This window comes from Massilia oculi (genome assembly GCF_017582745.1).
In the GTDB taxonomy this organism is placed as follows: domain Bacteria; phylum Pseudomonadota; class Gammaproteobacteria; order Burkholderiales; family Burkholderiaceae_D; genus Telluria; species Telluria oculi_A.
In genome coordinates this window covers 61,048-87,459 of sequence record NZ_JAFVIM010000016.1, presented here as the reverse complement: position 1 = coordinate 87,459, position 26,412 = coordinate 61,048, and the positions used below count along the sequence as shown (strand labels likewise).

23 protein-coding genes are annotated in these 26,412 nt (G+C 64.8%); 15 read left to right on the top strand and 8 right to left on the bottom strand.

The annotated features are described in order from the left end of the window. Window positions 1-46: 46 nt before the first annotated feature. Complete coding sequence (imuA, locus tag J3U95_RS18145) at window positions 47-754, top strand: translesion DNA synthesis-associated protein ImuA (RefSeq protein ID WP_208280066.1); 708 nt, start codon at window positions 47-49, stop codon at window positions 752-754. Further along, entirely contained in the window at window positions 684-2,204 is a 1,521-nt protein-coding gene (locus J3U95_RS18140; protein WP_229519922.1) for a Y-family DNA polymerase, read from the top strand. Before imuA ends, J3U95_RS18140 begins: the two co-directional genes overlap by 71 nt. Here J3U95_RS18140 and J3U95_RS18135 read toward each other — a convergent pair. Continuing rightward, window positions 2,193-2,636, bottom strand: coding sequence for a helix-turn-helix domain-containing protein (locus tag J3U95_RS18135; protein ID WP_208280065.1), 444 nt, complete (start codon window positions 2,634-2,636; stop codon window positions 2,193-2,195). The two genes, J3U95_RS18140 and J3U95_RS18135, sit on opposite strands and share 12 nt — an antisense overlap. A gap of 84 nt (window positions 2,637-2,720) precedes the next feature. Between J3U95_RS18135 and J3U95_RS18130 the strand changes: the two genes are divergently transcribed. The 5 genes from J3U95_RS18130 (at window position 2,721) to hisN (ending at window position 5,954) form a co-directional block, all read left to right on the top strand. Then, window positions 2,721-3,206, top strand: coding sequence for a DUF2938 family protein (locus J3U95_RS18130; protein ID WP_208280064.1), 486 nt, complete (start codon window positions 2,721-2,723; stop codon window positions 3,204-3,206). Further along, window positions 3,203-3,832, top strand: a complete 630-nt coding sequence (locus J3U95_RS18125) for a flavodoxin family protein (protein ID WP_208280063.1) — start codon at window positions 3,203-3,205, stop codon at window positions 3,830-3,832. Before J3U95_RS18130 ends, J3U95_RS18125 begins: the two co-directional genes overlap by 4 nt. 87 nt (window positions 3,833-3,919) lie before the next feature. After that, complete coding sequence (locus tag J3U95_RS18120; RefSeq protein ID WP_208280062.1) at window positions 3,920-4,696, top strand: alpha/beta hydrolase family protein; 777 nt, start codon at window positions 3,920-3,922, stop codon at window positions 4,694-4,696. A gap of 69 nt (window positions 4,697-4,765) precedes the next feature. Then, entirely contained in the window at window positions 4,766-5,134 is a 369-nt protein-coding gene (locus J3U95_RS18115) for a hypothetical protein (RefSeq protein ID WP_208280061.1), read from the top strand. 10 nt (window positions 5,135-5,144) lie between these two features. Next, window positions 5,145-5,954 carry a histidinol-phosphatase gene (gene hisN, locus J3U95_RS18110; protein WP_208280112.1) on the top strand — a complete coding sequence of 270 codons (810 nt, stop codon included), beginning with the start codon at window positions 5,145-5,147 and terminating at the stop codon, window positions 5,952-5,954. Between the two features lie 2 nt (window positions 5,955-5,956). On the opposite strand, the gene tyrS is transcribed toward hisN, so the two are convergent. Then, entirely contained in the window at window positions 5,957-7,198 is a 1,242-nt protein-coding gene (gene tyrS / locus J3U95_RS18105; RefSeq protein ID WP_208280060.1) for a tyrosine--tRNA ligase, read from the bottom strand. A 183-nt stretch (window positions 7,199-7,381) separates the two neighbouring features. After that, window positions 7,382-9,295: a M61 family metallopeptidase gene (locus tag J3U95_RS18100; RefSeq protein WP_208280059.1), complete on the bottom strand. Its 1,914-nt coding sequence runs from the start codon at window positions 9,293-9,295 to the stop codon at window positions 7,382-7,384. Window positions 9,296-9,512: 217 nt separating this feature from the next. Here J3U95_RS18100 and J3U95_RS18095 point away from each other — a divergent pair, with 217 nt between their 5' ends. From J3U95_RS18095 to J3U95_RS18075, 5 genes are all read left to right on the top strand, one after another. After that, entirely contained in the window at window positions 9,513-9,983 is a 471-nt protein-coding gene (locus J3U95_RS18095) for an Hsp20 family protein (protein ID WP_005662858.1), read from the top strand. 267 nt (window positions 9,984-10,250) lie between these two features. After that, window positions 10,251-11,783: a Do family serine endopeptidase gene (locus tag J3U95_RS18090; protein ID WP_208280058.1), complete on the top strand. Its 1,533-nt coding sequence runs from the start codon at window positions 10,251-10,253 to the stop codon at window positions 11,781-11,783. 48 nt (window positions 11,784-11,831) lie between these two features. Next, on the top strand, window positions 11,832-12,494 hold the full coding sequence (locus J3U95_RS18085; protein WP_005662855.1) for a response regulator: 663 nt from the start codon (window positions 11,832-11,834) through the stop codon (window positions 12,492-12,494). Next, window positions 12,491-13,831 carry an ATP-binding protein gene (locus tag J3U95_RS18080; protein WP_208280057.1) on the top strand — a complete coding sequence of 447 codons (1,341 nt, stop codon included), beginning with the start codon at window positions 12,491-12,493 and terminating at the stop codon, window positions 13,829-13,831. The genes J3U95_RS18085 and J3U95_RS18080 overlap by 4 nt, the downstream gene beginning before the upstream one ends. A gap of 54 nt (window positions 13,832-13,885) precedes the next feature. Beyond that, window positions 13,886-15,016, top strand: a complete 1,131-nt coding sequence (locus J3U95_RS18075) for a branched-chain amino acid ABC transporter substrate-binding protein (RefSeq protein ID WP_208280056.1) — start codon at window positions 13,886-13,888, stop codon at window positions 15,014-15,016. A gap of 15 nt (window positions 15,017-15,031) precedes the next feature. Here the strand turns inward: J3U95_RS18075 and J3U95_RS18070 are convergent, their stop codons facing one another. Then, entirely contained in the window at window positions 15,032-15,811 is a 780-nt protein-coding gene (locus tag J3U95_RS18070; RefSeq protein WP_208280055.1) for a hypothetical protein, read from the bottom strand. A gap of 88 nt (window positions 15,812-15,899) precedes the next feature. Here J3U95_RS18070 and J3U95_RS18065 point away from each other — a divergent pair, with 88 nt between their 5' ends. Continuing rightward, window positions 15,900-16,058 carry a hypothetical protein gene (locus J3U95_RS18065; RefSeq protein ID WP_187271681.1) on the top strand — a complete coding sequence of 53 codons (159 nt, stop codon included), beginning with the start codon at window positions 15,900-15,902 and terminating at the stop codon, window positions 16,056-16,058. A gap of 53 nt (window positions 16,059-16,111) precedes the next feature. On the opposite strand, the gene J3U95_RS18060 is transcribed toward J3U95_RS18065, so the two are convergent. Together J3U95_RS18060 and J3U95_RS18055 are read right to left on the bottom strand one after the other, a co-directional pair. Beyond that, window positions 16,112-18,490, bottom strand: a complete 2,379-nt coding sequence (locus J3U95_RS18060) for a TonB-dependent receptor plug domain-containing protein (RefSeq protein ID WP_229519930.1) — start codon at window positions 18,488-18,490, stop codon at window positions 16,112-16,114. 156 nt (window positions 18,491-18,646) lie between these two features. Beyond that, on the bottom strand, window positions 18,647-19,438 hold the full coding sequence (locus J3U95_RS18055; RefSeq protein ID WP_208280053.1) for a PhzF family phenazine biosynthesis protein: 792 nt from the start codon (window positions 19,436-19,438) through the stop codon (window positions 18,647-18,649). Window positions 19,439-19,666: 228 nt separating this feature from the next. Between J3U95_RS18055 and J3U95_RS18050 the strand changes: the two genes are divergently transcribed. Continuing rightward, complete coding sequence (locus J3U95_RS18050; RefSeq protein WP_208280052.1) at window positions 19,667-21,193, top strand: sigma 54-interacting transcriptional regulator; 1,527 nt, start codon at window positions 19,667-19,669, stop codon at window positions 21,191-21,193. Window positions 21,194-21,199: 6 nt separating this feature from the next. On the opposite strand, the gene J3U95_RS18045 is transcribed toward J3U95_RS18050, so the two are convergent. Further along, window positions 21,200-21,778, bottom strand: a complete 579-nt coding sequence (locus tag J3U95_RS18045) for a hypothetical protein (protein ID WP_208280051.1) — start codon at window positions 21,776-21,778, stop codon at window positions 21,200-21,202. Then, window positions 21,775-23,946, bottom strand: a complete 2,172-nt coding sequence (locus tag J3U95_RS18040; RefSeq protein ID WP_208280050.1) for a serine/threonine-protein kinase — start codon at window positions 23,944-23,946, stop codon at window positions 21,775-21,777. The genes J3U95_RS18045 and J3U95_RS18040 overlap by 4 nt, the downstream gene beginning before the upstream one ends. A gap of 317 nt (window positions 23,947-24,263) precedes the next feature. Between J3U95_RS18040 and J3U95_RS18035 the strand changes: the two genes are divergently transcribed. Further along, window positions 24,264-26,405: a hypothetical protein gene (locus J3U95_RS18035; protein ID WP_208280049.1), complete on the top strand. Its 2,142-nt coding sequence runs from the start codon at window positions 24,264-24,266 to the stop codon at window positions 26,403-26,405. Window positions 26,406-26,412: the final 7 nt, after the last annotated feature.

Genomic DNA, 26,412 nt, shown 5'->3' with positions numbered 1-26,412 from the left:
GCGAGTACTGTACGTTTATACAGTATTTGTCTGATAAGCCTGATCTATGACTCACTCAGCCATCCTTGCCGCACCAGAGGCAGTGCACCCATCGCTGTGGCGCGCGTCGCAGCTGGCGCATGCCGACACGCGCTGCATCGATACCGGCCACCCAACGCTTTCGAGCCAGCTGCCCGGCGGCGGCTGGCCCGGCGGCACCCTGGTCGACCTGCACTTGCAGCAGCCCGGCATCGGCGAAATGCGCCTGCTGCGGCCGGCCCTGGCCGCCTGCGCCGAACGCCGCATCGTGCTGCTGCAGCCGCCCCATCCACCCCAGGCCCTGGCGCTTGCCGCGCTCGGCCTGGAGCCATCGCAGTTGCTGTGGCTGCGCACGACGCGTACCGCGGATGCGTTGTGGGCGGCCGAGCAGGTGTTGCGCAGCGGCAGTTGCGGTGCCTTGCTGTTCTGGGCTAACCATATGCGTAACGACAATCTGCGCCGCCTGCACCTGGCGGCGCAAGGCGGCGAAACGCTGTTTTTCATGCTCCGTCCGCTGGCGGCGGCGCAAGATGCATCTCCCGCGCCTTTGCGTCTTGCGCTGCGGCCGGCGGCCGGCGGCATGAATATCGACTTCGTCAAACGCCGGGGACCGCAGCGCGAGGCGCCGCTGTTCCTTCCTCTTGGATCTTCACTACTGCAACGCCATGCGCCTCTGGATCGGCCTGTATTTACCCCAGCTACCGCTCGAGGTCTTCAGCCCACGCTGGTTCAGTGAGGCGGAGAGCGAGGCCGGCGGCACTGCTGGCGGCCCCGACCCTGGCAGCGTCATCCTCGAGCAGGAGCGGGTGATGGCGCTGTCGCCGGCGGCGCGCGCTGCCGGCGTGCAGATCGGCATGCGCCGCGGCGGCGTGCTGATGCTGATGCCCGAAGCGCGCATCGAACTGCGCAGCCATGAGCGCGAAGCCGAGGCAATGGATGCGGTGGCCATGACCATGCTGCAGTACACGCCACAGGTGGCGCTGGCCGAAGAAGCGACGCTGCTGCTCGATATCGGCGCCAGCCTGCGCCTGTTCGGCGGCATCCGGCGCCTGTGCGAGCGGGTGCGCGCCAATATGGCGGCGCTCGGCTTCACGGCCTGCATCGCCTGCGCGCCCACCGCGCGCGGGGCCTGGCTGCTGGCGCGCCGCAATGCGGGCCGCGCCCTCACGATGGACTCGCTGGTGCGGCGCCTCGACCGCTTGCCGGTGGGCCTGCTGCCGCCGGCGCGGCCGTTCGCCAGCTGGTTCGAGGGCATCGGCTGCCGCCGCCTGGACGAGCTGCGGCGCCTGCCGCGGCCCGGCCTGCAGCGGCGCTGCGGGCGCGCCTTGCTCGACATGCTCGACGCCGCCTATGGCCAGAACGCCGAATTGTTCCAGTGGGTGGCGCCGCCGGAGCGTTTCCATGCGCGGCTCGAATTGTTCGACCGGCTCGAACAGGCCGAGCTGCTGCTGGCCGGCGCCCACCGCCTGGTGTTGCAGATGACGGGCTGGCTGTGCGCGCGCCAGCTGGCGGTCGAACGCATCCGGCTGTCGCTGGACCACGAGCGCGGCCGCATGGCGCGTCCACCGACCCTGGTCGAGGTGGCGCTGGCCGAACCCACCTGGCGCGACGAGCACCTGCTGCGCCTGCTGCGCGAGCGCCTGGCCAAGCTCGAACTCGAGGCGCCCGTGATCGGCATCGGGCTGGAAGCGCAGCAATTGCAGGCGATGGCGCCGCCGACCGATTCGCTGTTTCCCGATCCCGGCGGCACCGAAGAAGACCGGATGCGCATGATCGAGCTGCTGGTGGCGCGCCTGGGGACAGACAATGTCTTGCAGGCGCTGCCGGTGGCCGATTACCGGCCCGAAGTCGCCAACGCCTGGGTGCCGGTGCAGCAGAAGGTGAGCGCCGCCGCCCGCGCGGCGCAGATGCCGCCCGATGTGCAGAGCCTGCCGCGCCCGAGCTGGCTGCTGGCCAAGCCGATCGCGCTCCTGATGCGCGACCACCGGCCGTTCTACGGTTCGCCGCTGCGGGTGGCGTCCAATCCCGAACGCATCGAGGCCGGATGGTGGAGCCAGACGCAGACGCGCGACTACTTCATCGCCGAGGGGCAGGATCACGCGCTGTACTGGATCTATCGCGAGCGCATCAACGGCACGGGCGAGGATGCGGCGCCGCGCTGGTTCCTGCATGGATTATTCGGGTGATGAAAGCCTTCGCGGGAGCGATGCCGCGAGGCGATGCCGCCGTTCCAGGGCGCCCGATCCCGCCGCGGCCAGCAACCGCTTGAAGGTCGGACATTCCATATGCCTCGGCGCCGGGCACGCCGCCGCATGCCGCAAGCCCTTGCTCATCGCCGTCAGTCGCAGCACCAGTGCGTCGATCTCGTCGGCCTTCGCCGCCAGCATGCGCCGGTCGACCTCCGGTTCGGCGCCAGCCCCGAACATCGCCTGTATCTCGTCGAGCGACAGACCCGCCGCCTGTCCCAGCGCGATCAGCGCCAGCCGGTCCAGCACCTCGGGCGTGAACGTGCGCCGCAATCCCTGCCGTCCATTTGAAGCGACCAGGCCCCGCTTGTCGTAGTAACGCAGCGTCGATGCCGGCACTCCCGTTCGTTTCGCGACCTCAGCAATATCCATGGAATCTCTCTTGACTTGAAGTTGACTTCAACTTCTATAGTGGGACGCATCGCTTGCCCCGTCAACCACGAAGGAGAATTCAATATGAACGAGATCATCGCGATCGTGCTCATCGGCTGCGGCGCCACCGCGCTGCTCGACGCCTGGCTGGCGCTGCTGCGCCGGCTCGGCACGCCGACGCTCGGCATGGCGCTGCTGGGACGCTGGATCGGCCACCTGCTGCGCGGCCGCTTGCGTCATGCGGCGATCGGCAAGGCGCACCCGGTGCGCCACGAAACGGCCTTCGGCTGGATCGCGCACTACGCGATCGGCATCGGCTTCGCCGCCGCCCTGGTGGCGCTGGCCGGCATCGACTGGCTGCGCGACCCGAAGCTGGCGCCGGCGCTGGCCTTTGGCTTCGCCACCGTGGTGGCGCCCTTGTTCGTGATGCAGCCGGCCATGGGCGCCGGCATCGCCGCCTCGCGCACGCCGACGCCGCTGCGCAACTGCCTGCGCAGCGTGGCCAACCACATCCTGTTCGGATTCGCCCTGTATCTGTGCGCCAGGCTCGTCGCCGGGGTGGCGCGATGATGCCGCAAGCACCATCATCCGCCCCATCGGTCCGCAAGCTCGCCGTGGTCTACCACAGCGGACATGGCCACACCGCGCACATCGCCAGCCATGTGGCCGCCGGCGCCGAGTCCATCGCCGGCACCTGCCCTGTGCTACTGCAAGCCACCGACGTGGCGCGCGAGAGCGCCATGCTGCTCGAGTACGACGGCTATATCTTCGGCTCGCCCACCTATCTGGGCGGCGTCTCCGGCCCGTTCAAGCTGTTCATGGATGCGACCGGAGGGCTGTGGCGTTCGCGCCGCCTCGCAGGCAGGCTGGCGGCCGGCTTCACCGTGTCTTCGCTGCCAGCCGGCGACAAACAGTCCACGCTGCTGTCGATGCTCACCTTCTGCATGCAGCACGGGATGCTCTGGGTCGGCAATCCCTTCCTGCCCGAGCAGCACGCCGGCGTGCCGGAGCCAGAGGCAGCGAACCGGCTCGGATCATGGACAGGCATGATGGCCCAGGCCGGACACGGCGCGCCGGCGCATGACTTCCCTCCGGGCGACATCAAGACCGCCCGCATGTTCGGCCAGCACGTGGCCGCCACCTTGCACCGGCTGGAGCGCCACGGCCAGGCGGGGCCAGGCGCGCAGCGCATATAGCCGATGATGGATGCCGGGCGTGGCGCGGGCCATGCTATCGTTGCTTCGCCGCGTCCTCGTAACGGGCCATGCGAAAAGGAGATCAATATGGCAGGCGAAGCAGTCCACTTCAAAGGCGCCGACGGCCAGATGCTGGCCGCGCGCCTCGACGCGCCCGAGGGCCTGGTCAAGGCCTATGCCCTGTTCGCCCACTGCTTCAGCTGCGGCAAGGACGTTTTCGCCGCGGCCCGCATCGCGCAGGGCCTGACGCGCCACGGCATCGCCGTGCTGCGCTTCGACTTCACCGGCATCGGCGCCAGCGAGGGCGAATTCGCCAACACGAATTTCTCGTCCAACCTGTCCGACCTGGTGGCCGCCGCCGACTTCCTGCGCAGCGAGTACGCCGCGCCACAGCTCCTGGTCGGCCACAGCCTGGGCGGCGCCGCGGTGCTGGCCGCGGCGTCCAGCATGCCCGAAGTGCGGGCCGTCGCCACGGTCGCAGCGCCCAGCGATCCGCACCACGTCACCGGCATGTTCCGCGAGCACATCGACGCCATCGCCACGCACGGCGTCGCGCATGTCCAGCTGGCTGGTCGCCCGTTCACGATCAAGCGCCAGTTCCTGGAAGACGTCGCCGAGCAGCGCCTGGAACAGAAGATCCGCGACCTGGGCCGCGCGCTGCTGGTGATGCATTCGCCTTCGGACGACACGGTTGCCGTGGCCAACGCGGAGCAGATATTCCAGGCCGCGCGTCATCCCAAAAGCTTCGTCTCGCTCGACGACGCTGATCACTTGCTCAGGCGCCGCCATGACGCCGTCTACATCGCCGACGTGATCGCCGCCTGGGCCTCGCGCTATCTCGACCTGGGCCGCGCCGAGCCATAAGAGACTTGGCGAACGGTCGAGCCACGTCGATGAGGCATAATCCGCCCATCGAAGCCGACCGGAGGACCCATGAAGCGATTCACGAACCTGGCAGCCCTGGCTGCCCTGACGCTGGCCGCGTCGACCCATGCCCACGCCCAGGCGCAGCAAACCCTGGAAACGCCGGGCTTCACCGTCAAGATCACGCAGCAGTGCGAAGAGGGCAACGTCACCTGCGACGACGTGCGCTACGTCGGCACCAGCAAGAAATCCGGCAAGGCGATCACCCTGCGCGGCAAGACCATGCACTCGCTCGCCGCCGACGGCGTCACGCCCGGCGCCTTCCAGGGCTATGTGTTCAAGTCCGGCCGCGTGAGCTATACCGTGTTCGCGGACGGCCGCCTGGTGGTCACCGAAGGCAAGAAGACGCTGGTGAACCAGCGCGGCAAATGGAAGTGACAGGGTGAATATGCTGATCGACAGCGCGCAGCTGGACGTCCTGCGCGCCTTTGCCGAAGAACTCGCGGACGCCGCGGGCGCCGCCATCCTGCCGCACTTTCGCGCCGACCTCGTCGTCGAGGACAAGGCCGCGCAAGGCCTGGGGGCGGTGTTCGACCCGGTCACCGTGGCCGACCGCGCCGCCGAGCGGGCGATGCGCGCGTTGATCGCCGCGCGCTATCCCGGGCACGGCATCGTCGGCGAGGAAGAAGGCAGCGTCGATGGCGCCAGCCCATGGAAGTGGGTGCTCGATCCGATCGACGGAACGCGCGCCTTCGTCACCGGCCTGCCGATCTGGGGCACGCTGATCGCCCTCAACGACGGCATCAAGCCGGTCATCGGCGTCATCGACCAGCCATTTACGCGCGAACGCTTCATCGGCACGCCGCATGGCGCCTGGTGTAACGGCGCGCCGATCCGCGCGCGCCGCTGCCCGACCCTCGCGCAGGCGCGCGTGATGCTGACCGTGCCCGCGGCCGGCGCGAAAGTCGCCGAGCAATCGGTGTTCGACGCCATCGCCTCGCAGGCGCAGATCGTGCGTTTCGGCGGCGACTGCTATGCCTACGGCCTGCTGGCCCACGGGCTGGTCGACCTGGTGCTGGAAGCACACCTCGACGTCCACGACGTGCAGGCCTTGATCCCCGTGGTCGAAGGCGCCGGCGGCGTGATCACCACCTGGGACGGCGGCGATCCGCAGCACGGCGGCTCGGTCATCGCCTGCGGCGACCCGGAACTGCACCGGCAATTGCTGCCCCTGATCGCGCGCCTGCGCAGTGTCTGAAACTAGTAGATCTCCTGTTCTTCGGCGGCGATAACGACGCGCACGTGCTGCTTGCGGCCCGCCGACAGCACCCATTCGGCACGGTCGCTCGCAAGCAACTGGTCCGCATCCGCTACCGCTACGCCATCCAGACGCAAGCCGCCGCCCGCTGCCAGGCGGCGCGCGGCCCCGCGCGACGCGGCTAGCCCGGCTTCCACGGTCAGTTCCGCCAATGTCACGCCCGCGCTGCGGCGCGCCGCATCGATCGCATGCGTCGGCATGTCGTCCCGATCCGCGCCGCCAAAGGCCGCCGCCGCCGCACGCTGCGCGACATCGAGCGCGTCCTGCCCGTGCGCCAGCCGCGTCGCCTCGTTGGCCAAGACGATCTTGGCCTCGTTCAGCTCTGCTCCCTGCAGCGCGCCGAGACGGCGCACCTCGTCCATCGGGAGCTCCGTGAACAGCGCCAGGAAGCGTTCCACGTCGCGGTCGTCCACATTGCGCCAGAATTGCCAGAAGCCGTAGGGCGACAGGCGATCTGCGTTGAGCCACACCGCGCCGTCGGCCGACTTGCCCATCTTCTTGCCGTCGCTGGTGGCCAGCAGCGGCATGGTCAGGCCGTACAGGTCGAGCCCTGACTGGCGTCGTCCGAGATCGATGCCGTTGATGATATTGGCCCACTGGTCGGCGCCCCCGATCTGCAAGGTGCAGCCATGGCGGCGCGCCAGCTCGACGAAATCGTAGGCCTGCAGTAGGGTGTAGCCGAATTCGAGGAAGGACAGCGAGTGTTCCAGGCGCGAGCGGATCGCGTCGAACGTCAGCATGCGGTTCACGCTGAAGTGGCGTCCGACCTGTCCGAGAAAGTCGAGGTAGCCCAATCCGTCCAGCCACTCGGCATTGTCGAGCACGTCGACATCCGGGCCGAGGTAGCGCGTGAAGGCGCCCTTGATGCCGGCGATATTGGCGTCGATGGCGGCGGCGTCCAGCACCGGGCGCGAGGTGTCGCGAAAGCTTGGGTCGCCGATACGGGTGGTGGCGCCGCCGATCAGCAGCATCGGACGATGGCCGGCGCGCTGCAGCCAGCGCATCAGCATCAGGCCTTGCAGGTGGCCGACGTGCAGGCTGTCGGCGGTGGCGTCGAAGCCGAGGTAGGCGGTGACTGGCCTTGCCATCGCGTGACGCAGTCCGGTCGCGTCGGTGCACTGGTGGATGAAGCCGCGTTCCTGCAGCAGCTGCAGCAAATCAGGCAGGTCGGAAGAGTGGGGCATGTGGTTTCCTGGTGGTGGAACGCCCCAGGATGACCGATTGCCCATGCGTGGTCCGCCTGAGGCGGACCGGGTTGCGTGACAGCCCCTACCGCCGCGAGGTGCGGTAGGCGTAATAGCTGGCAGGGGAGGTCACGATGAAAGTCATGAGTCCATCTTAGCCGCAGCGGCAAAGACAGGTCAAGATTATTTGACCGCCTTGAACAAGGAATCCAGGCGATCCCTCGTGCCCGGAATGCGCTCCAGCTTCGGATACCGCAAACCGTCGCGATAGTCGAGCGTGATGGTGCGCAGGTTGTCCCCCTTGCGTACCAGGAGGGCGATCGGCGCCTTGCCGTCCTTGTTGGCGCGCACCGCCGCCTTCAATACGTCGCCCTTGTAGGCACGGTTGTTGACGGCGACGATGGTGGTGTTGGCGGCCAGCCCGGCGCGGAAACCCACGCCGTCCCATACCACGCCGGTGACGTCGCCATTGCTGCGCACCGAGAAGCCGAGCGAATAGGTGAAGTCGGCGCTGCGGGTGCGTTCTTCAAGGGAGCGGACGGCGTTGCTCGGGGCATCGGCGTACACGAGCTTCCAGCCGGCGCGGGCCAGGCCGTCGAGCGGCGCGCCCGGGCCGTGGCCGTCCAGGCGCGCGCGCAGGAACGGCGCCCAGTCGAACTTCTGCACCTTGGTCAACGCCGCCACCACGTCGTCGAAGGTGTAGTACACCGCGTCGATGCTGCCGTCCTCGATGCCGAAGAAGGCGCGCGCGAAGTCTTCCAGGCTGCGCTTGTCGCCCGAGAGTTCGCGGATCTTGGTGTCGACGTCGAGCCAGATCAGCATGCCCTCGGTGTAGTAGTCCTCGCTGCGCTGCCAGTTGCCCCAGCCGATCGGCTTGCGGCCGTTGATGATCGGATCGTTGACCGTGTCCTGCACCGCGCGCCAGTCGCGGCCCTGCGTGTTGTCGTAGCGCGCCGCGTCGATCGCCAGCGCTTCGCGCGCATGGTTCTGCGACACCAGGCCGGAACGCGCGGCCAGCACCTTGCCCCAGAACTGGGTCTGGCCCTCGTACACCCACAGCAGTTCGTTCTGCAGCGGGGTGTTGAAGTTGGCCACGTCCTGGCCCGCGGGGCGGCGGAACTTGCCGTTCCAGGAGTGCACGAATTCATGCGGCAGCAGCTCGCGGCCGGCTTCGTTGCGGCCCCAGTCGGTGAAGTAGCCGAGCCGCACGCCGTTCTCGCTCGACTGCTGGTGCTCGCGGCCGATGCCGCCGAATTCGTCCGAGATCGCGAACAGGAAGTCGTACTGCTTGTAGTGGCGCGAGCCGAACAGCTTGACCGCCTGGTCGACCATCGCGCGGTGCAGCGCGACCTGTTCGGGCTTCGCTTCCAGGCTCTCGGGATTGTCTGCCACCACGTTCAGCATGACGGGATTCTTGGCGCCCGGCGCCAGGTCGATGCGCTTGAAATAGCGGCCGGCGAACAGCGGCGAATCGACCAGGGTATCGAGGTCGTGCGGCTTGAAGCGCACCTCGTCGCCAGTGCGGCCCTCGACCGCCAGCGAACTGGCGAACTGCCAGCCGGCGGGCAGGGTGAGCGTCGGCTGCACCGTGATGCGGCGCGCGTGGTAGCCGGCCGGGTACAGCGCCACCGATTGCCACTGCACGCCGAGGATGTCGTCGGTCATCGTGATGCGGCCCTGGCTGGTGTCCAGCGGCGACAGGAACTGGTATTCGGCCACCAGCTCGGTGGCGCCTTCCGGCACGGTCACATGAAAGGCGTGGACCTGCACCGGGTCGCGCGTCCACTCGAGCGGCTTGCCGCCCGCGCTGAACTTCAGGCCGGCCAGCTGGGTCAGCGGGATATTGGGGCCGTGGTTGCCCGGCGCCCACTGGGGATAGAGCAGGGTGATCGGACCCGATTGCACCGGCATCGACAGCCGCATGCTGAAGATCTGCTGCGACAGGTTGCTCGCGTCGACGTGCAGCGCGATCGTGCCCGGATACGGGTCATTGCCGACGGCAGGGACCTGTGCGGAAGCGGGCAGGGCAAGTGCGAGAGCAAAGGCGAGGGCGGTCAACGGACGGGCGGCGCGGGCGAGGAAGGGGAAAGGTGTCATCGTGAAGCGGAAAGCCAAGGGTAAGCCGGCGAGTGTAGCACCCCATCCAACACAAATTTCCGTTGATACATCATGCAAATAAAATTTACAAAATGGCCTAAAAATCCGTATTTTGTATCACTTGAAAATCGTTTGGCATGACATTAGATTGGTCCCAACGGAATGCTCAAAAGAGGTTCCGTCCCTTATCGCTTAACTTCACAAGGATATGACTATCATGCGTACTTTCGACCTGACTCCCCTGTACCGTTCCGCCATCGGTTTCGATCGCCTGGCCAGCCTGCTCGAGCAACGCGCCGAAGCGCAGCCGAGCTACCCGCCATACAACATCGAACTGGTGAGCGAAGACCAATACCGCATCGTGATGGCGCTCGCCGGCTTCAGCCGCGACGAGATCGAGATCGTCACCGAGCGTGACAGCCTCCACGTCACCGGCCGCAAGCAGAAGGACGACGTCCAGCGCACGTTCCTGCACCGCGGTATCGCCGCCCGCGATTTCGAGCAGCGCTTCCAGCTGGCCAACCACGTGAAGGTCACCACCGCGTCGTTCGACAACGGCATGCTCACCATCGAACTGGTGCGCGAAGTGCCCGAAGCCCTGAAGCCGCGCAAGATCGCCATCGGCGATGCCGCCGGCGTCATCAGCGGCGACAACGTCAAGACCCTGGAACAGCGCGAAGCCGCTTGATCCCGGTCTGCCGTTAGCTTGACCACGTCGTTCCCGCGCAGGCGGGAACCTAATTTGCGAGCGTTCAGGTAACGCGGGCAGACTTGGGTTCCCGCCTCCGCGGGAACGACCCTTTTTGGGCTGACGAAATAACGATTTTCGCTCATCCTTAAGGCGCGCCTAAGCCCCTCGCCTTGTCAACTTAAGCATGATCTAAGGCGGCTGCGCGAAGATACGTCCATCGATACTCAACATCGATTCAACACATTTTCACCAGGAGCACACACCATGTCGAACCCAAGTGCCGTTACTGCCATCACTGCCAAACGCCTCATGCTGGCCCTGGGTGCCGCAGGCGTCATCGGTGGCGCGGTCGGTGCCATCGCTGTCAATCACAATAATGCCGTGGCCAATACCGCGGCCGAAAGTGCGCCTGCCGTTGCAGCCGCCGCGCCCGCCCCGGCGCCTGCGCCGGCCGCTGCCGCGGGCGCTCCAGCGTCGACCGTGGCCCTGCCAGACTTTACTCGCATCGCCGCCCAGCAGGGCAAGGCGGTGGTCAACATCCGCGTCGTTGGCGGCACCAAGACCGCCAATCGCGGCGGCTTGCCGAACCTCGACCCGAGCCACCCGTTCTACGAATTTTTCCGACAGTTTCAGGACCCGCGCGCCGAGCGCGGTCGTGAGGCTCCCGTTTTCGGCGCCGGATCGGGCTTCATCGTAAGCCCGGACGGCGTCATCCTTACCAACGCCCACGTCGTGCAAGGCGCCGACGAAGTGACCGTCAAGCTGCAGGACCGCCGCGAATTCCGCGCCAAGGTCCTGGGCTCCGACCCGCGCACCGACGTGGCCGTTCTGAAGATCGACGCCAAGGGCCTGCCCGTGGCGCCGATCGGCAAGTCGCAGTCGCTGCTGGTGGGCGAGTGGGTGCTGGCCATCGGTTCGCCGTTCGGCCTGGAAAGCACCGTCACCGCCGGCGTGGTCAGCGCCACCGGCCGTTCGATTTCGGATACCAACGTACCGTTCATCCAGACCGACGTCGCGGTCAACCCGGGTAACTCGGGCGGCCCGCTGTTCAATACCCGCGGCGAAGTCGTCGGCATCAACTCGCAGATCTACAGCATGACCGGCGGCTACCAGGGCCTGTCGTTCTCGATCCCGATCGACCTCGCGGTGCGCATCAAGGACCAGATCGTCGCCACCGGCAAGGTGCAGCATGCCAAGCTGGGCGTGGGTGTGCAGGAGGTCAGCCAGGCCTTCGCAGACTCGTTCAAGCTCGAGACGGTCGAAGGCGCCCTGGTCTTCAGCGTCGAACGCGGCGGCCCGGCCGAACGCGCAGGCCTGAAGTCGGGCGACGTGATCCGCCGCGCCAACGGCAAGAACATCGTTTCGTCGATCGAGCTGCCGGCCATGCTGACCCTGGCCAAGCCGGGCGACAAGGTGGCGCTCGATGTCTGGCGCGAAGGTAAACTGGTGCGTATCGATGCGACCCTGGGCAATGCCGCCGACAAGCCGCGCCGCGGCCAGGAACAGGAACTGGCCGAGGTGGCCGACAACAGCGCCAAGCTGGGCCTTACCCTGCGGCCGCTGGAGTCCGTCGAGCGCCGCCGCAGCGGCATCGCCAACGGCCTGGTGATCGAGGACACTTCCGGCGCCGCCATGATGGCCGGCATCGAGCCGGGCGACGTGCTCATCTCGGTCAATGGCCGGCCGGTGAATTCGGTCGAGCAGGTGCGCGACATGGTGTCCAAGGCCAGCAAGTCGGTGGCCTTGCTGATCCAGCGCGGCAGTGACAAAATCTTCATTCCGGTGCGGATCGGGTAAGGAAGCACAGCGTCCTCGACCCGCACGGGCTTCATCATAGGGAATTTCATGCGGCTACTGCTGGTAGAAGACGATACGATGATCGGCGAAGTGGTGCTCGACCTGCTCCGGGCCGAGCACTACGCCGTCGACTGGGTCAAGGACGGCGAGATGGCCGACACGGCCCTGCTGCAGAACCAGAACTACGACCTGGTTCTGCTCGACCTGGGGCTGCCGCGCAAGGATGGCCTCGAAGTGCTGCGCTCGATGCGCACGCGCAAGGACCGCACCCCGGTGCTGGTCGCCACCGCGCGCGACTCGGTCCAGCAGCGCATCGCCGGCCTCGACGCCGGCGCCGACGACTACGTCCTCAAGCCCTACGACCTCGACGAACTGCTGGCGCGCATCCGCGCGCTGCTGCGCCGCGCCGCCGGCCGCGCCGAGCCGATCTTCGAGTACCGCAACATCAGCATCAATCCCGCCACTCGCGAAGTGCTGGTCGATGGCACGCAAGTGTCGCTGTCGGCGCGCGAATGGGCGGTGCTCGAGGCGCTGGTGGCGCGTCCCGGCGCGGTGCTGTCGCGGGCCCAGCTCGAAGAAAAACTGTACAGCTGGCGCGACGAAGTCTCCAGCAACGCGGTCGAAGTCTATATCCACGGCCTGCGCAAGAAACTGGGCAGTGACCTGATCCAGAACGTGCGCGGCGTCGGCTACATGGTGCCCAAGGCATGAAAATGACGCACTCGCTGCGCGGGCGCCTGCTCTGGTTCCTGCTCGCGGCGATCACGCTGGCGGCGGTGGCGCAGGCGACGATCGCCTATCGCACCGCGCTGCACGACGCCGACCAGATCTTCAACTACCACATGCAGCAGATGGCGCTGTCGCTGCGCTCCGGCACGCCGCTGTCGAACGACGAGGCGCGCGCGCGCATGGAAGCCGAGAGCAGCGCCAGCGGCAACGACGACATGGTGGTGCAGATGTGGTCTCCCGACGGCGTCCAGATGTTCCACAGCGTCTCGCGCGCGCGCCTGCCGCAGCGCGCGGTGCTGGGCTTTTCCAATGTGCGCGCCAACGGCACCACCTACCGCGTGTTCTCGATCCAGACCTCGAACCAGACCGTGCAGGTCGCGCAAGACCTGGCGGTGCGCCGCAATATGGCCGGCAATCTTGCCCTGCGCACGCTGGGCCCGATCGCGGTCATGATGCCGATCCTGATGCTGGTGGTGTGGTGGGTCGTGAGCGGCTCGCTGCAACCGGTGGCGCGGGTACGTTCGCAGGTGGCCGCGCGCCAGGCCGACGATTTGTCGCCGGTGTCCGACAACGGCTTGCCCGACGAGGTGCGTCCGCTGGTGCAGGAGCTGAACCTGTTGTTCGGCCGCGTCAAGACCGCCTTTGAGGCCCAGCAGCATTTCGTGGCCGACGCCGCGCATGAGCTGCGCACGCCGCTGGCCGCGCTACGCCTTCAGGCGCAGAGCCTGGACCGCGCCGACAACCCGGAAGCGCGCCGCATCGCGGTGGGCCGCCTGACCGCCGGCATCGACCGCGCCACGCGCCTGGTCGAGCAGCTGCTGGTGCTGGCGCGGCAAGAGGCTACCGCCGCTGAAGGCGCCGTCGCCCGTCCGGTCGACCTGGCCGACCTGGCGCGCCGCACCGTGGCCGACCTGGCCGGCGTGGCCGCCGCCAAGGGCGTCGACCTGGGCGTGCAGCAGGCCGACCCGGCCACTGTCGAGGGCCAGCCTGACGCGCTGCAGATTCTGCTGCGCAACCTGGTGGACAACGCGGTCAAGTACACGCCTGGCGGCGGCACGGTCGACATCTCGGTCCAGCACGAGGGGAGCAGGATCGTGGTGCAGGTCGAGGACAGCGGGCCAGGCATCCCGCCCGAGGAGCGCGAGCGCGTGTTCGACCGCTTCTACCGCGTGGCCGGCAGCGATGCCGCCGGCAGCGGGCTGGGCCTGGCCATCATCAAGGCGATCGCCGAGCGCCACGGGGCGACGCTGGCGCTGGACGCATCGACGCGCCTGGGTGGATTGAAGGCGGTCGTCACGTTCACTTCGCCCTCGCGGTAGAATGATCGGTTCCGCGGGCCGCGCACGGCCCGCATTGCAAACAACGAGGAATCGATGAACAAGAAAATGATGGCGGTGGCCGTGTTGTCGATGGCCGCCGGCGCGGCCTCGAGCCAGGAAGTGGTGCGGATCGCCCACGTGGCTGGATTGACCGGCCCGGTCGCCTATTTTGGCAAGGACACCGAGAACGGCGCGCGCATGGCGATCGAGGCGCTTAACGCTAAAGGCGTGACGATCGGCGGCAAGAAGGTCACCTTCCAGCTGGTGGCCGAAGACGACGCGGCCGATCCGAAGCAGGCCACGAGCGTGGCGCAGAAGCTGGTCGACGCCAAGGTGAATGGCGTGATCGGTCACCAGACCTCGGGCACCACGATCCCGGCTTCCAAGATCTACAACACCGCGGGCATCCCGCAGATCTCGCACTCGAGCACCAGCCCGAAATACACCCAGCAGGGCTACAACACGGCCTTCCGCGTGATCGCCAACGACGTGCAGCTGGGCCAGGCCCTGGGCCGCTACGCCACCGGCACGATGAAGGCCAAGAGGGTGGCGGTGGTGGACGATCGCACCGCCTACGGCCAGGGCCTGGCGACCGAGTTCTCGCGCAGCCTGCAAAAAGCCGGCGGCAGCGTCGTCGCGCGCGAGTTCACCAACGACAAGGCGACCGACTTCAGTGCCATCGTCACCCGCATCCGCGCCACCAAGCCGGATCTGGTGTTCTTCGGCGGCATGAACGCGACCGCCGGCCCGATGCTGCGCCAGATGAAGCAGCTGGGCATGAACGTGCGCATGATGGGCGGCGATGGCATCTGCTCGGACGAGATATTCAAGCTGTCGGGCGGCACCATGACCGACGGCCAGGTGGTGTGCGCGGAAGCGGGCGGCGTGCAGGGCGACGCCAAGGCTGGCATGGACAAGTTCCGCGCCGACTACAAGAAGCGCTTCGGCATCGACGTGCAGATCAATGCGCCGTATGCCTATGACGCGACCATGGCCATGGCCGAGGCGATGGTGAAGGCGGGATCGTCGGCGCCGGCCAGGTATTTGCCGGTGCTGGCCAAGATCCAGTACAAGGGCGTGACCGGGCCGATCGCGTTCGATCAGCGCGGCGATATTCGCGATGGCACCATCACGCTGTACACCTTCAAGGGCGGCAAACGCTCGATGATTGCCGTCACCAAGTAAGGGGCCGCCACGCCCCTAGTCGTAACGATCCGACGGAAGCAGATGCCGGAACGTCGGCTCGATATTCATCGCATGCAGGTGGCGCACGATGTCTTCCAGTGTCGCGTCCTTCAGCAGCAGGCCTGGCGCTGCCGCATCCCGTGAAACGGACGGCGCCGACGCGGCGGCAGGGGTTTGCGGCGCCACCGGCTTGCCGTGCTGCGCCCCATCGAGTGACTGGAACACCTGCTCGAACTGTTCCTTGCCGATGCTCTCCAGCCCTTCGAGAAAAGCCGCCTGGCCCAGCGGTGGCGGCGCCATGTCCAGCCCCGGCTCGTCGGCGAACGAGGCGCCCATGCCCGGATGGATGAACGCCGCCCACTTGCCGGTGCGTGGATGCAGGCAGGGCGGCAGCGCGATCGGCGCGCGTACTGCGTCGGTGTCCAGTTCGATTTCGGGGAAGTATGCGTCGCGCAGGCGTTCGAGGAAGGTCTGGGCCTGGTCGGCCGGCACCGGCTCCGCCAGCGACAGCCACAGGTAATAAGCGTCGCCGCCCGAGATGCTCACCGCCGGCGCGGGCAGGCCGAGCGTTTCCTGCAGCGTGTTGGCGACTTCGCACAGCCGCAGCCAGTGGGCGTCGCCCTCGAGGCCCTTGGCCTTGCGGAAGGGGATCATCATGGCGCGCGTCTGGTCGTCGCCGCCCGTGAGGCTGATCGGCACGTTCTGCTGGCCGAGCACATGCAGCGTCAGCACGTCGGCCGGTGGCGCGTCGGCGGGAAGATAAAGCCGCATCAGTTCGGCGATCAGTTTTTGCATGACATTCTTGTTGAATCAAAAGACAGGCATGATATATCGGCGCCGGTCATGCTACCGTGTATCGTCTTTTCGACGCGCGAGGATGACCATGCGGAAGGCCCATATCTACATCATCGGCATCGTGCTGCTCGGCTTTTCGTATGAGTACGTGAAGCGGGCCATGCCGCACGGTGCGCTGTTCCTGCTGGCCTGCGTCGTCTACCTCGTCCTGCTTCGCCTGCTGGCCGAGCGCTTCGGCAAGCCCTGAATAAAAATGGCCCGCGATGATCGCGGGCCGTTTGCTATCCGATCGCGGGCCGATCAGAACTTGTGCGCCAGGCGCGCGAACATCGCCGCGCCGTTCAGGCCGAACTGCACGCTCTCGTACTTGAAGCCGTTGTCGGTCTCGTTCGGATCCTGGCGGGTCGGCTTGACGTCGAAGATATTGGTGCCGCCCACCGTCAGGCGGGTCTTCTCCGTAAAGGCCCAGGTGAACGACAGGTCGGCCGAGGTCTTCGACTCATAGTGCTGGTTCGGCACCGGCGGGCCCGAGAAGGTGCCCAGGGTCTGCGGACCGAAGTGGATCACGCGCAGCGAGGTCTCGAGCTGGCCTTGCGTCCAGTCGAAGCCCAGCGTGGCCTTGCGGCGCGGCGCGCCTTCTTCGATGAACAGGCGCTCGCGTTCCGACAGCAGCACGTCCTCGAAACCTTCCAGTGCCGCCGGCGCCTTCACGCGCTGCACTTCGGTCTTGCTGAAGTTCACAGCCAGGAAGGTGGTCAGATTACCCGCGCCCACCTTGGCGCGGTTGGATACGGTCAGGTCCAGGCCCTGCGTCTTGGTGTCGACCGAGTTGACGAAGAACTGCGCCTGGCCCACGCCCAGCTGCTGCAGGGTGGCGCCCAGCGCCGGGTAGTTGTCGGCGTCGAAGCGGCCCGACAGCACGATGCGGTCGTCGATGTCGATGCGGTACAGGTCGGCCGTGACCGACGTCGATTGCGTCGGCGACCAGGTCAGGCCCAGCGTATAGCTCTTCGATTCCTCGTCCTTCAGTTGCGGGATGCCCGCGGCATTGGCCACCGGGCCGCCGTTCGGCGCCAGCACCACGTCCAGTGGCTGGCCGCCGACGAAGTCGGTGAAGGTCGACGAGAAGTACATCTGCTGCAGCGACGGCGCGCGGAAACCCGTGCTGGCCGAGCCGCGCAGCAGCACGTTCGGCGCCAGGCGGTAGGCGCCGGCCAGCTTGCCGGTGGTGGTCGAACCGAAGTCCGAGTAGCGTTCGTGACGCACGGCGGTCTGCACCTTGAAGCGGTCGGTCACCTCAAGCTCGATGTCGGCATAGGCGGCGTTGCTGTGACGATCGCTGTCGGTCTCGTCACCCGGCTGGAAGCCCGGGAAGCCCTGGCTGCCGGCATTGCCGCCTTCGCCCACGCCGTCAGCATCGATCCACGAGCCGGTCTCGCCGGCGAAGATCTTGTAGTTCTCGCGGCGGTGCTCGAGGCCGAAGGCGACGTTCATGCCTTTCAGTACATCGCCGTAGAAGCGGCTGATGTCGAGGTTGGTGGTCGACTGCTGGAACGAGAAGCCGCCGGCGTAGAAGCGGCTGGCGCTGACGCCCGGGCCGCCGCCCAGCAGGTCGAGGTTGGCGATCGAGGCGTTGAGCGTGTTGTTGATGTCGTACTTCAGGCGGTTGTAGCCATAGGTCTGCGAGACGTCGGCATTCCATTCGCCGACCGCCCAGCGGTAGCCGACGGTGCCCCAGCGGTCGTCGACGTCGCCGTCGATGAAGGGGACGAAGCCGTCCGGGTACATCGCCGCCGAGTTACGCGACGGGATGTCTTCGGAGCCCAGGCCTTCGCGCGCCCAGGCGGCCGAGGAAGCGTCGCGCTTTTGCGCGCCGGCCGTGAAATACAGCTTGCCGGGGCCGGTGGGGAATTCGCCGTTCAGGTAGACGGTCTGGTTCTCGGACTTGGTGTCGCCGATGATGCGCGGATTGCCCGCTTCGGAGCGGTTGGAGCGGCCGCGATCGTAATATTCACCGGTGATGCCCAGCACGCCGCCGGCCACCGCCACGCCGCAGTAGGCCGACGCCAGCCAGTTTTCTCCGTCGCCCGCGGTGTACTGGCCGTAGCCGAGCACCGATTCGCAGCCCAGGCTGCGTTTGAGGTCGATATTGATCACGCCGGCGATCGCGTCCGAGCCGTATTGGGCGGCGGCGCCGTCGCGCAGGACCTGCACTTCGCGGATCGCCATCACGGGGATCGCGTTCATGTCGGTGCCGGTATTGCCGCGGTTGCGCGCGCCGAACAGGTTCACCAGCGCCACCGTGTGGCGGCGCTTGCCGTTGACCAGCACCAGGGTCTGGTCCGAACCTAGGCCGCGCAGGGCGGCCGAGTCGATCAGGTCGGCGCCGTCGGCGCCGGTTTGACGGGTCGAGTTGAACGAGGGCGACAGGTTGGAGAGCACCTGGGCCAGGTCGAACTGGCCGCTTTGCTCGGCGGCCTTGGTCATCGGAATGAAATCGATCGCCACCGGAGTGTCGGTGCTCGATGCGGCGCCGACGCGGCGCGAGCCGACCACACTGACGCTGGGGATCACATCGCCACTGGAGGCGCCTGGCGTGGTCTGCGCATGGGCCATGGCAGGGACGAGGGAAAGCAGGGCTGCGCTACCATATAAGGCCAACAGCACCGAACCAGACATTATTTTGAGTTTAATCACGTTTTTCTCCGAAGGAAATTTGGATATTACTCAATTGTTTCTTCGGTAACCATCGTAATGTATCAATAACACAACGATGTATGGCTATAGCTAGAACTTATTCGACCAAGTGATGACAAAGCGTGACAATTTGGCGTGTCAAACCATCTCGACGCGGCCGCCGACCAATACGGCGCCGTCGTCGATCCGGGTGCGGATCAGGCAATCGTGGCCAGTAGCACGGCCCTGGCGCACGGTCAATCCGCGGCCGAGCAGGACGGTGAGGGCGCCGGCCGCGACGCCGGTGGCGCTGTCTTCGAGCCGTGGGTCGAGGTGGTTGAAGTTGCGGCCTTCGAAGACCCGTGCATCCGTGTCGCTTGCGTAGGCATACAGGCCGTTCATGCTGTTTTCCTTGCCCCACTGCGTGATCGCTTCCAGGTCGGGCGTCAGCGCGTGCAGGGTGGCCGGGTCGCGTACTTGCACGAGTAGTTTCGGGCTGCCGATCGAGGCGATTTGCGGTGCTCTGACGATGGCTGCTGCCGGGATGCCGAGCAGGCGGGCAGGCAGCTCGGGCGTGAGTGCCGGTTGCGGGGCGGGCTGCGGCGACAGGCGTACGAACAGGTGTTCTCCCTCGCGGGTCAGTGCGAGCGATTGGCCGTGCATGGCGGTCTTCAGCGTCAGTGGCTCGTTGATGCCTGGCCGCGCGAACAGCCGCGCGGCCGCGGCCAGGGTGGCGTGCAGGCACAGGGGGCTGCGCGTGTGCGGGTAGTAGAAGTCGACGATGGCCGCCGTGCCGTCTTCCTGTGGCGGATCGATCCAGACGCAGGTGGTGTTGCGCGCGCGCGAGAAGGCCTGGCGTGCGTCGGGGTTTGACTGGTCGTCTTCGATGACGAGAGCAGGGTTGCCGGCGTTTGCGGTGGCGCCGAAGCAGCGCAGGGTATGGATGTGCATGGGTTTCCTTCTGGTCTGGCGTGGCGAGCGGGGGCGGATGGATCATAGATTGAATCGGCTGTTCGCGCTGACCGAATCATGACAATTTTGCCGGGTCGGGAGAGGTCGCCAGGGCGTTCCGATCGGTTAGAATTTGTGTATATCTTTCATCAGGCGAATTGTGCTGACCTTGCCCATGTTTCAGGAAAATCTCGATGCCCTCGGCGCCAACGTCGTGAGCGGACAAGCGTGAGCGATCCCGACGCGACACTGACCAGCTATGGTATGGCCGAGGACTTCGCCTCGGCGCCGGTGCTTGCGCTTACCATCCTGTGGCATCCGCAGCGGGAACGCATCGGTGAGCAGATGCTGGGCCCGGCCGCGGGCGGCGCGATCGCGCTGAACCGGTTTGCGCCGCTGTTCGCGCCGCTTTCCGTACGTCCTGGCGCAGGGCATGACGGCACGCCATTGGGCGAGCGCTCGATCACGCGCGAGCCGGTGCACATCCGCTTCGTGGCCGAAGGCGGCATCCAGATCGATCACGTGCGCGGCAAGATGGGGCTGGAGCTCAATGGGCGGCCGTCAAACGGGACCGACCGCTTCACGGCGAGTGAACTCGAGCGCGGCATCGTGATCGGGCTCGGGAGCCAGATCTTCGTGTGCCTGCATTTGATGCGCAGCCTGCCGCGCGCGGTGAACGTGCCTGGACTGATTGGCGTTGGCGATGGGGCGACCAAGATGCGCGACGCGATCGCGCAGGTGGCGGGGACCAGCATGCCGGTGCTGTTGCTGGGCGAGACCGGCAGCGGTAAAGAGGTGGCGGCGCAGACGGTTCACGCGCTCAGTGGGCGTCGGAGCGGGCGGTTTGTTGCGATCAATATGGCGACTTTGAGTGAGTCGCTGGCGGCGGCCGAACTGTTTGGTGCGGTCAAAGGGGCGTACACCGGGGCGACCAGTGGTCGGCGCGGGTGGTTTGCCGAGGCCGAGGATGGGACCTTGTTCCTGGACGAGGTCGGGGATACGCCGGCGTCGGTGCAGGCCATGCTGCTCCGCGTGCTGGAGAGTGGCGAATATCGGCCACTTGGGGCGGGCGCGGATGCGAGGTCGAATGCGCGGATCGTTGCCGCCACCGACCAGGATCTGGGGGAGGGTGGATTCAATCAGGCCTTGCGGCGGCGTCTTGAGGCATTTGTGATTCGGGTGCCGGCGCTACGTGAGCGGCGTGAGGATATTGGCGTATTGGTGCGGCATTTTCTGGAGGCCGAGGCGCCGGGGGATGGGTGGAGTTTGCCGTTCGAGTTGCTGAGTCAGGTGTTCAATGGGGGCTGGCCGGGGAATGTGCGGCAGTTGGCGCAGGCGATGCGGAGGATGGCGCTGGATTTGCGGGCGGGGATTGTGCCGGTGTTGGAACAGGCGGTAATGATGCCTGTGGTGAAGCCTTTGCCTGTTCCCGCTGCGGCTTCCGCTTCCGCGTCGAGGCCGGTGCGGCGCAAGGCGTCGGAGTTGAGCAGTGACGATCTTGTGGAGGCGATGGAGAAGAGTCAGTGGCAAATTCTGGCTGCTTCGAAGGCGCTGGGTATTTCGCGGCCTACGGTTTACAAATTGCTGGAGGCTCACCCTCAGATTCGTTTTCCTGCCAATATTTCGGAGGAAGAGATTCGTGCAGCCTGGGAGGCTTGTGGGGGTGATCTCCAACGGTGTGCTTCCCGGCTCATGACGCCGGCAGAGGCGCTGCGGCGTCATTTAGGGCTGTTGGGCGTCACTGAGAAAGCTTGAGCACTGTTACCTAGGAGGGTAAGTCCCATTTCCGACCTCGCCTTCTGGGTCGAAATAGAAAACTCGAAGTTGTTCTTTTTCTCCAGTAGCACGTTTTATTCGGACCGTGACATAGAAAGATATTTCCCAGTACCCGTTATATGGTCCTACCTTTAAACTTCCATCCCAAAGCAGGGTGATTTTACGTCCCTTTTTCGAATCAATGCCTGTGCTGAGCACGGAGAATTCCGATGGCTCAATCTGGAAGAGGGCACCGAGTTGCTTTCCATTAGGGCCGACAAATAGTGATGGCGGAGCATAATATGTGCGTTCATCTGGTCCGCAGGACAGGATGCGTGGGCGTGTGATTAGACAGCAGTCGATGACCTCAAGTGACTCAAAATCAGTTTTATCTTGGTCGCTCGCAGTGATTGCGATTCGAAACTCTTGGCCAGCCGAGAAAGCAATATCGCGGTTCCAATAAGCTTCTGCTGCGAGGTGACCAACAGTGGTGGCCGAGTCGAGATCAGCGAACAACCAGTCAATTCCGTCGTCAATTTGGTTGACGTCGAACCGTGCTGTCAATGCCATCAATGGTTGTGTCATTCTTTCCTTCCCATTCCAAGTAAATCAAACCGCGGATCACGCCGCAGCGCTAACAAATCGGGCTCGGTGCCGATTAATTTCATTGGATAACCAAGCTGTTGAGCTTTGGTCAGCTCAGTCAGAGCGGCATCACGTTGTCCTGTGACTTCATAAGCTACAGCTGCTCGAAAACGGATATCTGCATTTTGGGGCTTCGCATTCACAGCCTTCTCGCTCATAAGCGATGCGGTAGTCATATCTCCCATTTTGGCAGCATACAATCCCATACGCGAAGCTAGTGTGGGATCATCTGGGACACGCTCGATCAACGGTTGTATCAGTGTCGCTGCTTTGCGATAGGCTTGCTGGGACTCTCGCTCCCGACCGGGAATCCAACGCAACGTATCCGCGAGGTTAGCCCATCGCAGATATGCGATGCTGTTACCTTTCGAAATCGACACTGCATGCTCGAATGCTTTGGCTGCCCCAATGTAATCCCCTCGGCTAAACAATGCATTCCCGAGATTGCTGTAGAGTTGTCCGTTGGGACGCACGTGCAGACCCTGCTGAAGCACTTGCAGGGCTTCGTCAGTTCGTCCTGCTCTCGTCAGAGTGATGCTTAAGTTCGCGTAGGCATATACCGCATCTGGCTCGACTTCAATGCTATGTCGGAAAGCCTGTTCCGCTTCAAAATAATTTCCTTGGCGGAAACGTAATTCTCCTAGTTGATCAATAAATAATCGTTCCAAGGGATGAGCTTTGCGTGCGAACTCAATACTGGCTTCAGCTTCCGCGTAGCGCTGCATATATATGAGAGCCCCATTTCTAATGTTGAGCGCGAACAGGTTTGATGGGTCTAGTTGCAATGCGAGCTTAGCAAGTCGTAGGCCTTCCTCATCCCTACCTTGCTGCGATCGGACAAACGATTTGGCGGCATAACCAAGTGCTAGTTGGTCATCCAATGCTAATGCAGCCTGGGCACTTGCATCAGCTCGTTGGAGCCAGGTTGCATCGCTGCGGTCCCCCGCGTACCGTAGCGCATAGGCTAATGCTATACCTGCAGCTGCAGCCGCATGGTCCGGCTGGCTTTGTAAAATTGCGCCGAAATTCTCGATCGCGATGTCGAGGCTACCATCACGATCGAAGTGGCGCAATGCAGCCATGCCATTCGACATTCGTGCTGCATCTGATACCGGCTGCAGCCATTGGCGGGTTGGGCTTTCGGTGTCTAAAAAATATGCTAAACCGGACAGCATGAGTACGGACGCGACTAAGCTATAACCAATATTGCGCCATGCACGATCGGACAGCGACGGTACCTTAGTTGTCTTGGAAAATACTGGCAACTTGGGCGTCGGCTCGTGCTTACGCAAAGCTTGTGAAGCCTCTTTGACAATCTCCATTGTCGGTGTGCGCGTGGTTGGATCTGGTGCGCACATCGAGCGTACCAACGCAACCATATCCTGATCTGCATCTGGAGCGAATGTCCATTGGGCGCATGACGACTGCACCTGAGCTGCAGCCAACGCCAACCCATGCAAATGCGCAAACGGCCTCTCCCCATGCATCATCTCGTACATCAACACGCCAACAGCATAAATATCGCTGAGCGTACTTGGATGCTTGCCATTCAAGATTTCAGGCGCCAGATAAGCAATAGTGCCCTGCGTCTGCAGCACATCCCCCGACTCGGTCGCCAGCGGATCGATTTTGCGTGCCAGCCCAAAATCCATGATCCGCAACTGCCCTGAAGGCTCGAGCATCAGATTCGCCGGCTTCAAATCCCCATGAGTCAAGCCCGCCGCATGCGCCTGCGCCATTGCATCCGCCAACTGACAAACGATATCGAGTATCTGATCCCGCGACAGCTTGGTCGTGGACAGCAACTGATGCAGGGTTTTCCCCGCGACCAACTCCATCACGATCGACTTGCTATGCCCGTCGTCTTCAAGCGAATAAATCTGGATGAACGCAGGATGTCGCAGCGACGCCGCAAGGCGGGCTTCCTGTAGCAGGTTGTCCGGCTGGTCGCGCACCAAGTCAGGCTTCAGGCGCTTGATGGCAACGCTGCGCTGCAGCGCCGGATCCCACGCCTCATGCACATCGCCGAAACCGCCTTTGCCAAGCAGCTTACCGAGGCGGTATCGCTCGGTACTGGGAGTGGCAATCAAGTCAGGCGATGAAGTCATTTGCGGCTCGTTAGGTCGGCGCAGGCGCCGTAAATGCTACAGGAAAAGAAACTTGCCGAATACACATTCTTAACCTCGATTCAGGCAACCAGCGTGTCAACTTCCTCGTTGACATGTAAAAACACCCGCTGTTTTACACCCAACAGGCATAGCTAGTCGACTAAATCCTTGATTTTGTTGCTTTTACGCCATGTTTCAGGGTGGCACGGAGTTTGCGAACTATTGCGTACCACGAGGGAGGACGTCACGAAGATCGTCGCGCCTGCCATCGCACTTGTCGCAAAGCATGTTATTCATTCCGGAAAGAAGATTCAAGTATGGCTACCCAGAGCACAGGCGTTCTGCAGATCGTTGGCGCGGCTTATGGACTCAAGCAGGTCACCGCGCAGGTCATCAAGCAGGTCAACCGTCAAGCTTTTCCAGAGACCCTGTCTTTATTGGCGAGCAACCGGACGTTCGGCGACACCTGGCTCGGCCACGAAAAGACGCTCACCGTCGTCTATCGCTATGACGGCGGCCCAACGTTCGTGGCGACGGCTTCGGAAGGCCAGACGCTGAACATCGGCGCCCAGCAGTTCGAGCAAGCTATCCGGGCTCCGGCCCCAGCGCAGCAAGACGCCGCCGCCCAGCCATTACTGACCGTATGGGGCGCCAGCTTCGGCTGCGCCGACGTGAGCGCGACGGTACGCAACCTTGTAGACCGCTCGGCTGGAACCTTATCCCTGCTCGCCGACAGCGCCACCTTCGGCGAGGACGGCAAAGGCAAGCGCAACACCTTCGTCATCGTGGCCAGCTATTGCGGCCAGATTCCATTCATCGACATCGTCGTCGAGGACAATCCCTATGCGCTCAGCTACCGTCCGCCGCTGCACATCCTGAGCGCCTTCTATGGCCTGAAGGACGTCACCGACATCGTCCGCGCCAGCGTGAGCCGTCGCAGGCTGTCCGTCGCCGCCTCCAGCAGCGTATTCGGCGACGGTTGGCCGGCCATGCGCAAGACCCTGCACGTGGTCTACCAGTACGCCGACCGTAAGCCAGAAATAGCCGCGACGACCGAGAACCAGCTTCTACACATCGACTACGACCCGGCCGCTCCCGCCGGACAGGCGGCGCTCGACCCACGCGCCCTGAACATCATCGCCGCCGCCTACGGGCCGGTCGACGTCACGGAAAAAGTCGCCGCGCTGGTGGAGAATGGAAGCCTGTCGTTCACGGCCGACAGCTCGACCTTCGGCGACACCTGGCCGGCCGCCGTCAAGTCGTTCTCGATGGTTTATAGCTGGGGCGTGGCGGGGGTATCGAGCGTCAACGTACCCGAAGATACGCCGGTCTCGATCACCCAGCCCGAGCCAACGTTCACCACTGACAGAAACTTCGTCTCGCTGGCCGGAGCGCTCGCCACCGGCGACGAGATCAAGCTCCAGACCGCGGCAGGCGGTTACTGGTCGATCGCCGCCGACGGCCAGATCACGGCGCTCGGGACCTCGAGTGACGCGGCCGAGGTGTTCACCATTGGCGTACCCGAGGCCCTGGATGCACCCGCCATTACCCTGCAATGCCGTGACGGCAGCTACCTGAGCGCGGACGGCGACGGCACCTTGCGTGCCGGCGGCAGCGCACAGGATGCGATCCAGTTGATGGCATCGCTCCAGGCAAATGGCGCCATCAATATCGGCGTCGTCGGTGGCGCGGGAGCGCCGTTCCTCGCGGTGACCGCAAGCGGCGCCATTGCAGTGGACGGCAGCTACGAGACCAATTTTTCCACCTGCTTCAACCTGCTGCTGAACCCCACGCGGGCCGGCAATGCCAGCCATTTGCAAGCCTTCGCCAGCGCGACGATGCTGGACGGTCCGGTCGACATGAAGCTGGTGAAAGTCGTTTGGAAGCTCACAGGCGGCTGCTTTCTAGCCGCCGGCCTTGGCCGGCTGCTCGGCGACCAGCAGCAGATCGGTCTCGCCTTGTACCGCTTTCTGCGGCGCTATCCTGGCGTGATGAACAGGATCGCGATCCTGATCGCGACCATCGACTGCAACCGCGCGATGCCGGCGAGCGCCTTGCTGGGCGTGCTCAAGGCGATTCACGAGGCGGGCATCCTCATGCCGGTGCTGCGCATGACGCTTGCGACGACTGGATGGATGGGGATCTCGTGGGCCATCGTTACGATCCTGACGAAAGTGCAGGGCGGTGTCACGAGTGCCGGTGCGACGGCAGGGAGCGAACTGGGCGAGAGCTTCTCGGACTGGGCTTACGAGACCACAATGGACATGCTCGACTACATCAATTCCACGGGCGGCACCGCACTCATGCTTGCGTATGAGCGCATGGTCAGTGCGGACCAACCGATGTTACGGCGTGGGCAGGGTGGTGGTGTGTCCAGCCTGCGTGCGCGGATGGGGCCGCAGGATATTGCTGGCTCGACTCTCGGTCCTATGCCGCGACCTTTTCCTGCACAGGTGTAAGCTGTGA

Coding starts and splice junctions, on each gene's coding strand:
- imuA (WP_208280066.1), top strand. CDS start 47: ATGACTCACTCAGCCATCCTTGCCGCACCAGAGGCAGTGCACCCATCG.
- J3U95_RS18140 (WP_229519922.1), top strand. CDS start 684: ATGCGCCTCTGGATCGGCCTGTATTTACCCCAGCTACCGCTCGAGGTC.
- J3U95_RS18135 (WP_208280065.1), bottom strand. CDS start 2,636: ATGGATATTGCTGAGGTCGCGAAACGAACGGGAGTGCCGGCATCGACG.
- J3U95_RS18130 (WP_208280064.1), top strand. CDS start 2,721: ATGAACGAGATCATCGCGATCGTGCTCATCGGCTGCGGCGCCACCGCG.
- J3U95_RS18125 (WP_208280063.1), top strand. CDS start 3,203: ATGATGCCGCAAGCACCATCATCCGCCCCATCGGTCCGCAAGCTCGCC.
- J3U95_RS18120 (WP_208280062.1), top strand. CDS start 3,920: ATGGCAGGCGAAGCAGTCCACTTCAAAGGCGCCGACGGCCAGATGCTG.
- J3U95_RS18115 (WP_208280061.1), top strand. CDS start 4,766: ATGAAGCGATTCACGAACCTGGCAGCCCTGGCTGCCCTGACGCTGGCC.
- hisN (WP_208280112.1), top strand. CDS start 5,145: ATGCTGATCGACAGCGCGCAGCTGGACGTCCTGCGCGCCTTTGCCGAA.
- tyrS (WP_208280060.1), bottom strand. CDS start 7,198: ATGCCCCACTCTTCCGACCTGCCTGATTTGCTGCAGCTGCTGCAGGAA.
- J3U95_RS18100 (WP_208280059.1), bottom strand. CDS start 9,295: ATGACACCTTTCCCCTTCCTCGCCCGCGCCGCCCGTCCGTTGACCGCC.
- J3U95_RS18095 (WP_005662858.1), top strand. CDS start 9,513: ATGCGTACTTTCGACCTGACTCCCCTGTACCGTTCCGCCATCGGTTTC.
- J3U95_RS18090 (WP_208280058.1), top strand. CDS start 10,251: ATGTCGAACCCAAGTGCCGTTACTGCCATCACTGCCAAACGCCTCATG.
- J3U95_RS18085 (WP_005662855.1), top strand. CDS start 11,832: ATGCGGCTACTGCTGGTAGAAGACGATACGATGATCGGCGAAGTGGTG.
- J3U95_RS18080 (WP_208280057.1), top strand. CDS start 12,491: ATGAAAATGACGCACTCGCTGCGCGGGCGCCTGCTCTGGTTCCTGCTC.
- J3U95_RS18075 (WP_208280056.1), top strand. CDS start 13,886: ATGAACAAGAAAATGATGGCGGTGGCCGTGTTGTCGATGGCCGCCGGC.
- J3U95_RS18070 (WP_208280055.1), bottom strand. CDS start 15,811: ATGCAAAAACTGATCGCCGAACTGATGCGGCTTTATCTTCCCGCCGAC.
- J3U95_RS18065 (WP_187271681.1), top strand. CDS start 15,900: ATGCGGAAGGCCCATATCTACATCATCGGCATCGTGCTGCTCGGCTTT.
- J3U95_RS18060 (WP_229519930.1), bottom strand. CDS start 18,490: ATGTCTGGTTCGGTGCTGTTGGCCTTATATGGTAGCGCAGCCCTGCTT.
- J3U95_RS18055 (WP_208280053.1), bottom strand. CDS start 19,438: ATGCACATCCATACCCTGCGCTGCTTCGGCGCCACCGCAAACGCCGGC.
- J3U95_RS18045 (WP_208280051.1), bottom strand. CDS start 21,778: ATGACACAACCATTGATGGCATTGACAGCACGGTTCGACGTCAACCAA.
- J3U95_RS18040 (WP_208280050.1), bottom strand. CDS start 23,946: ATGACTTCATCGCCTGACTTGATTGCCACTCCCAGTACCGAGCGATAC.
- J3U95_RS18035 (WP_208280049.1), top strand. CDS start 24,264: ATGGCTACCCAGAGCACAGGCGTTCTGCAGATCGTTGGCGCGGCTTAT.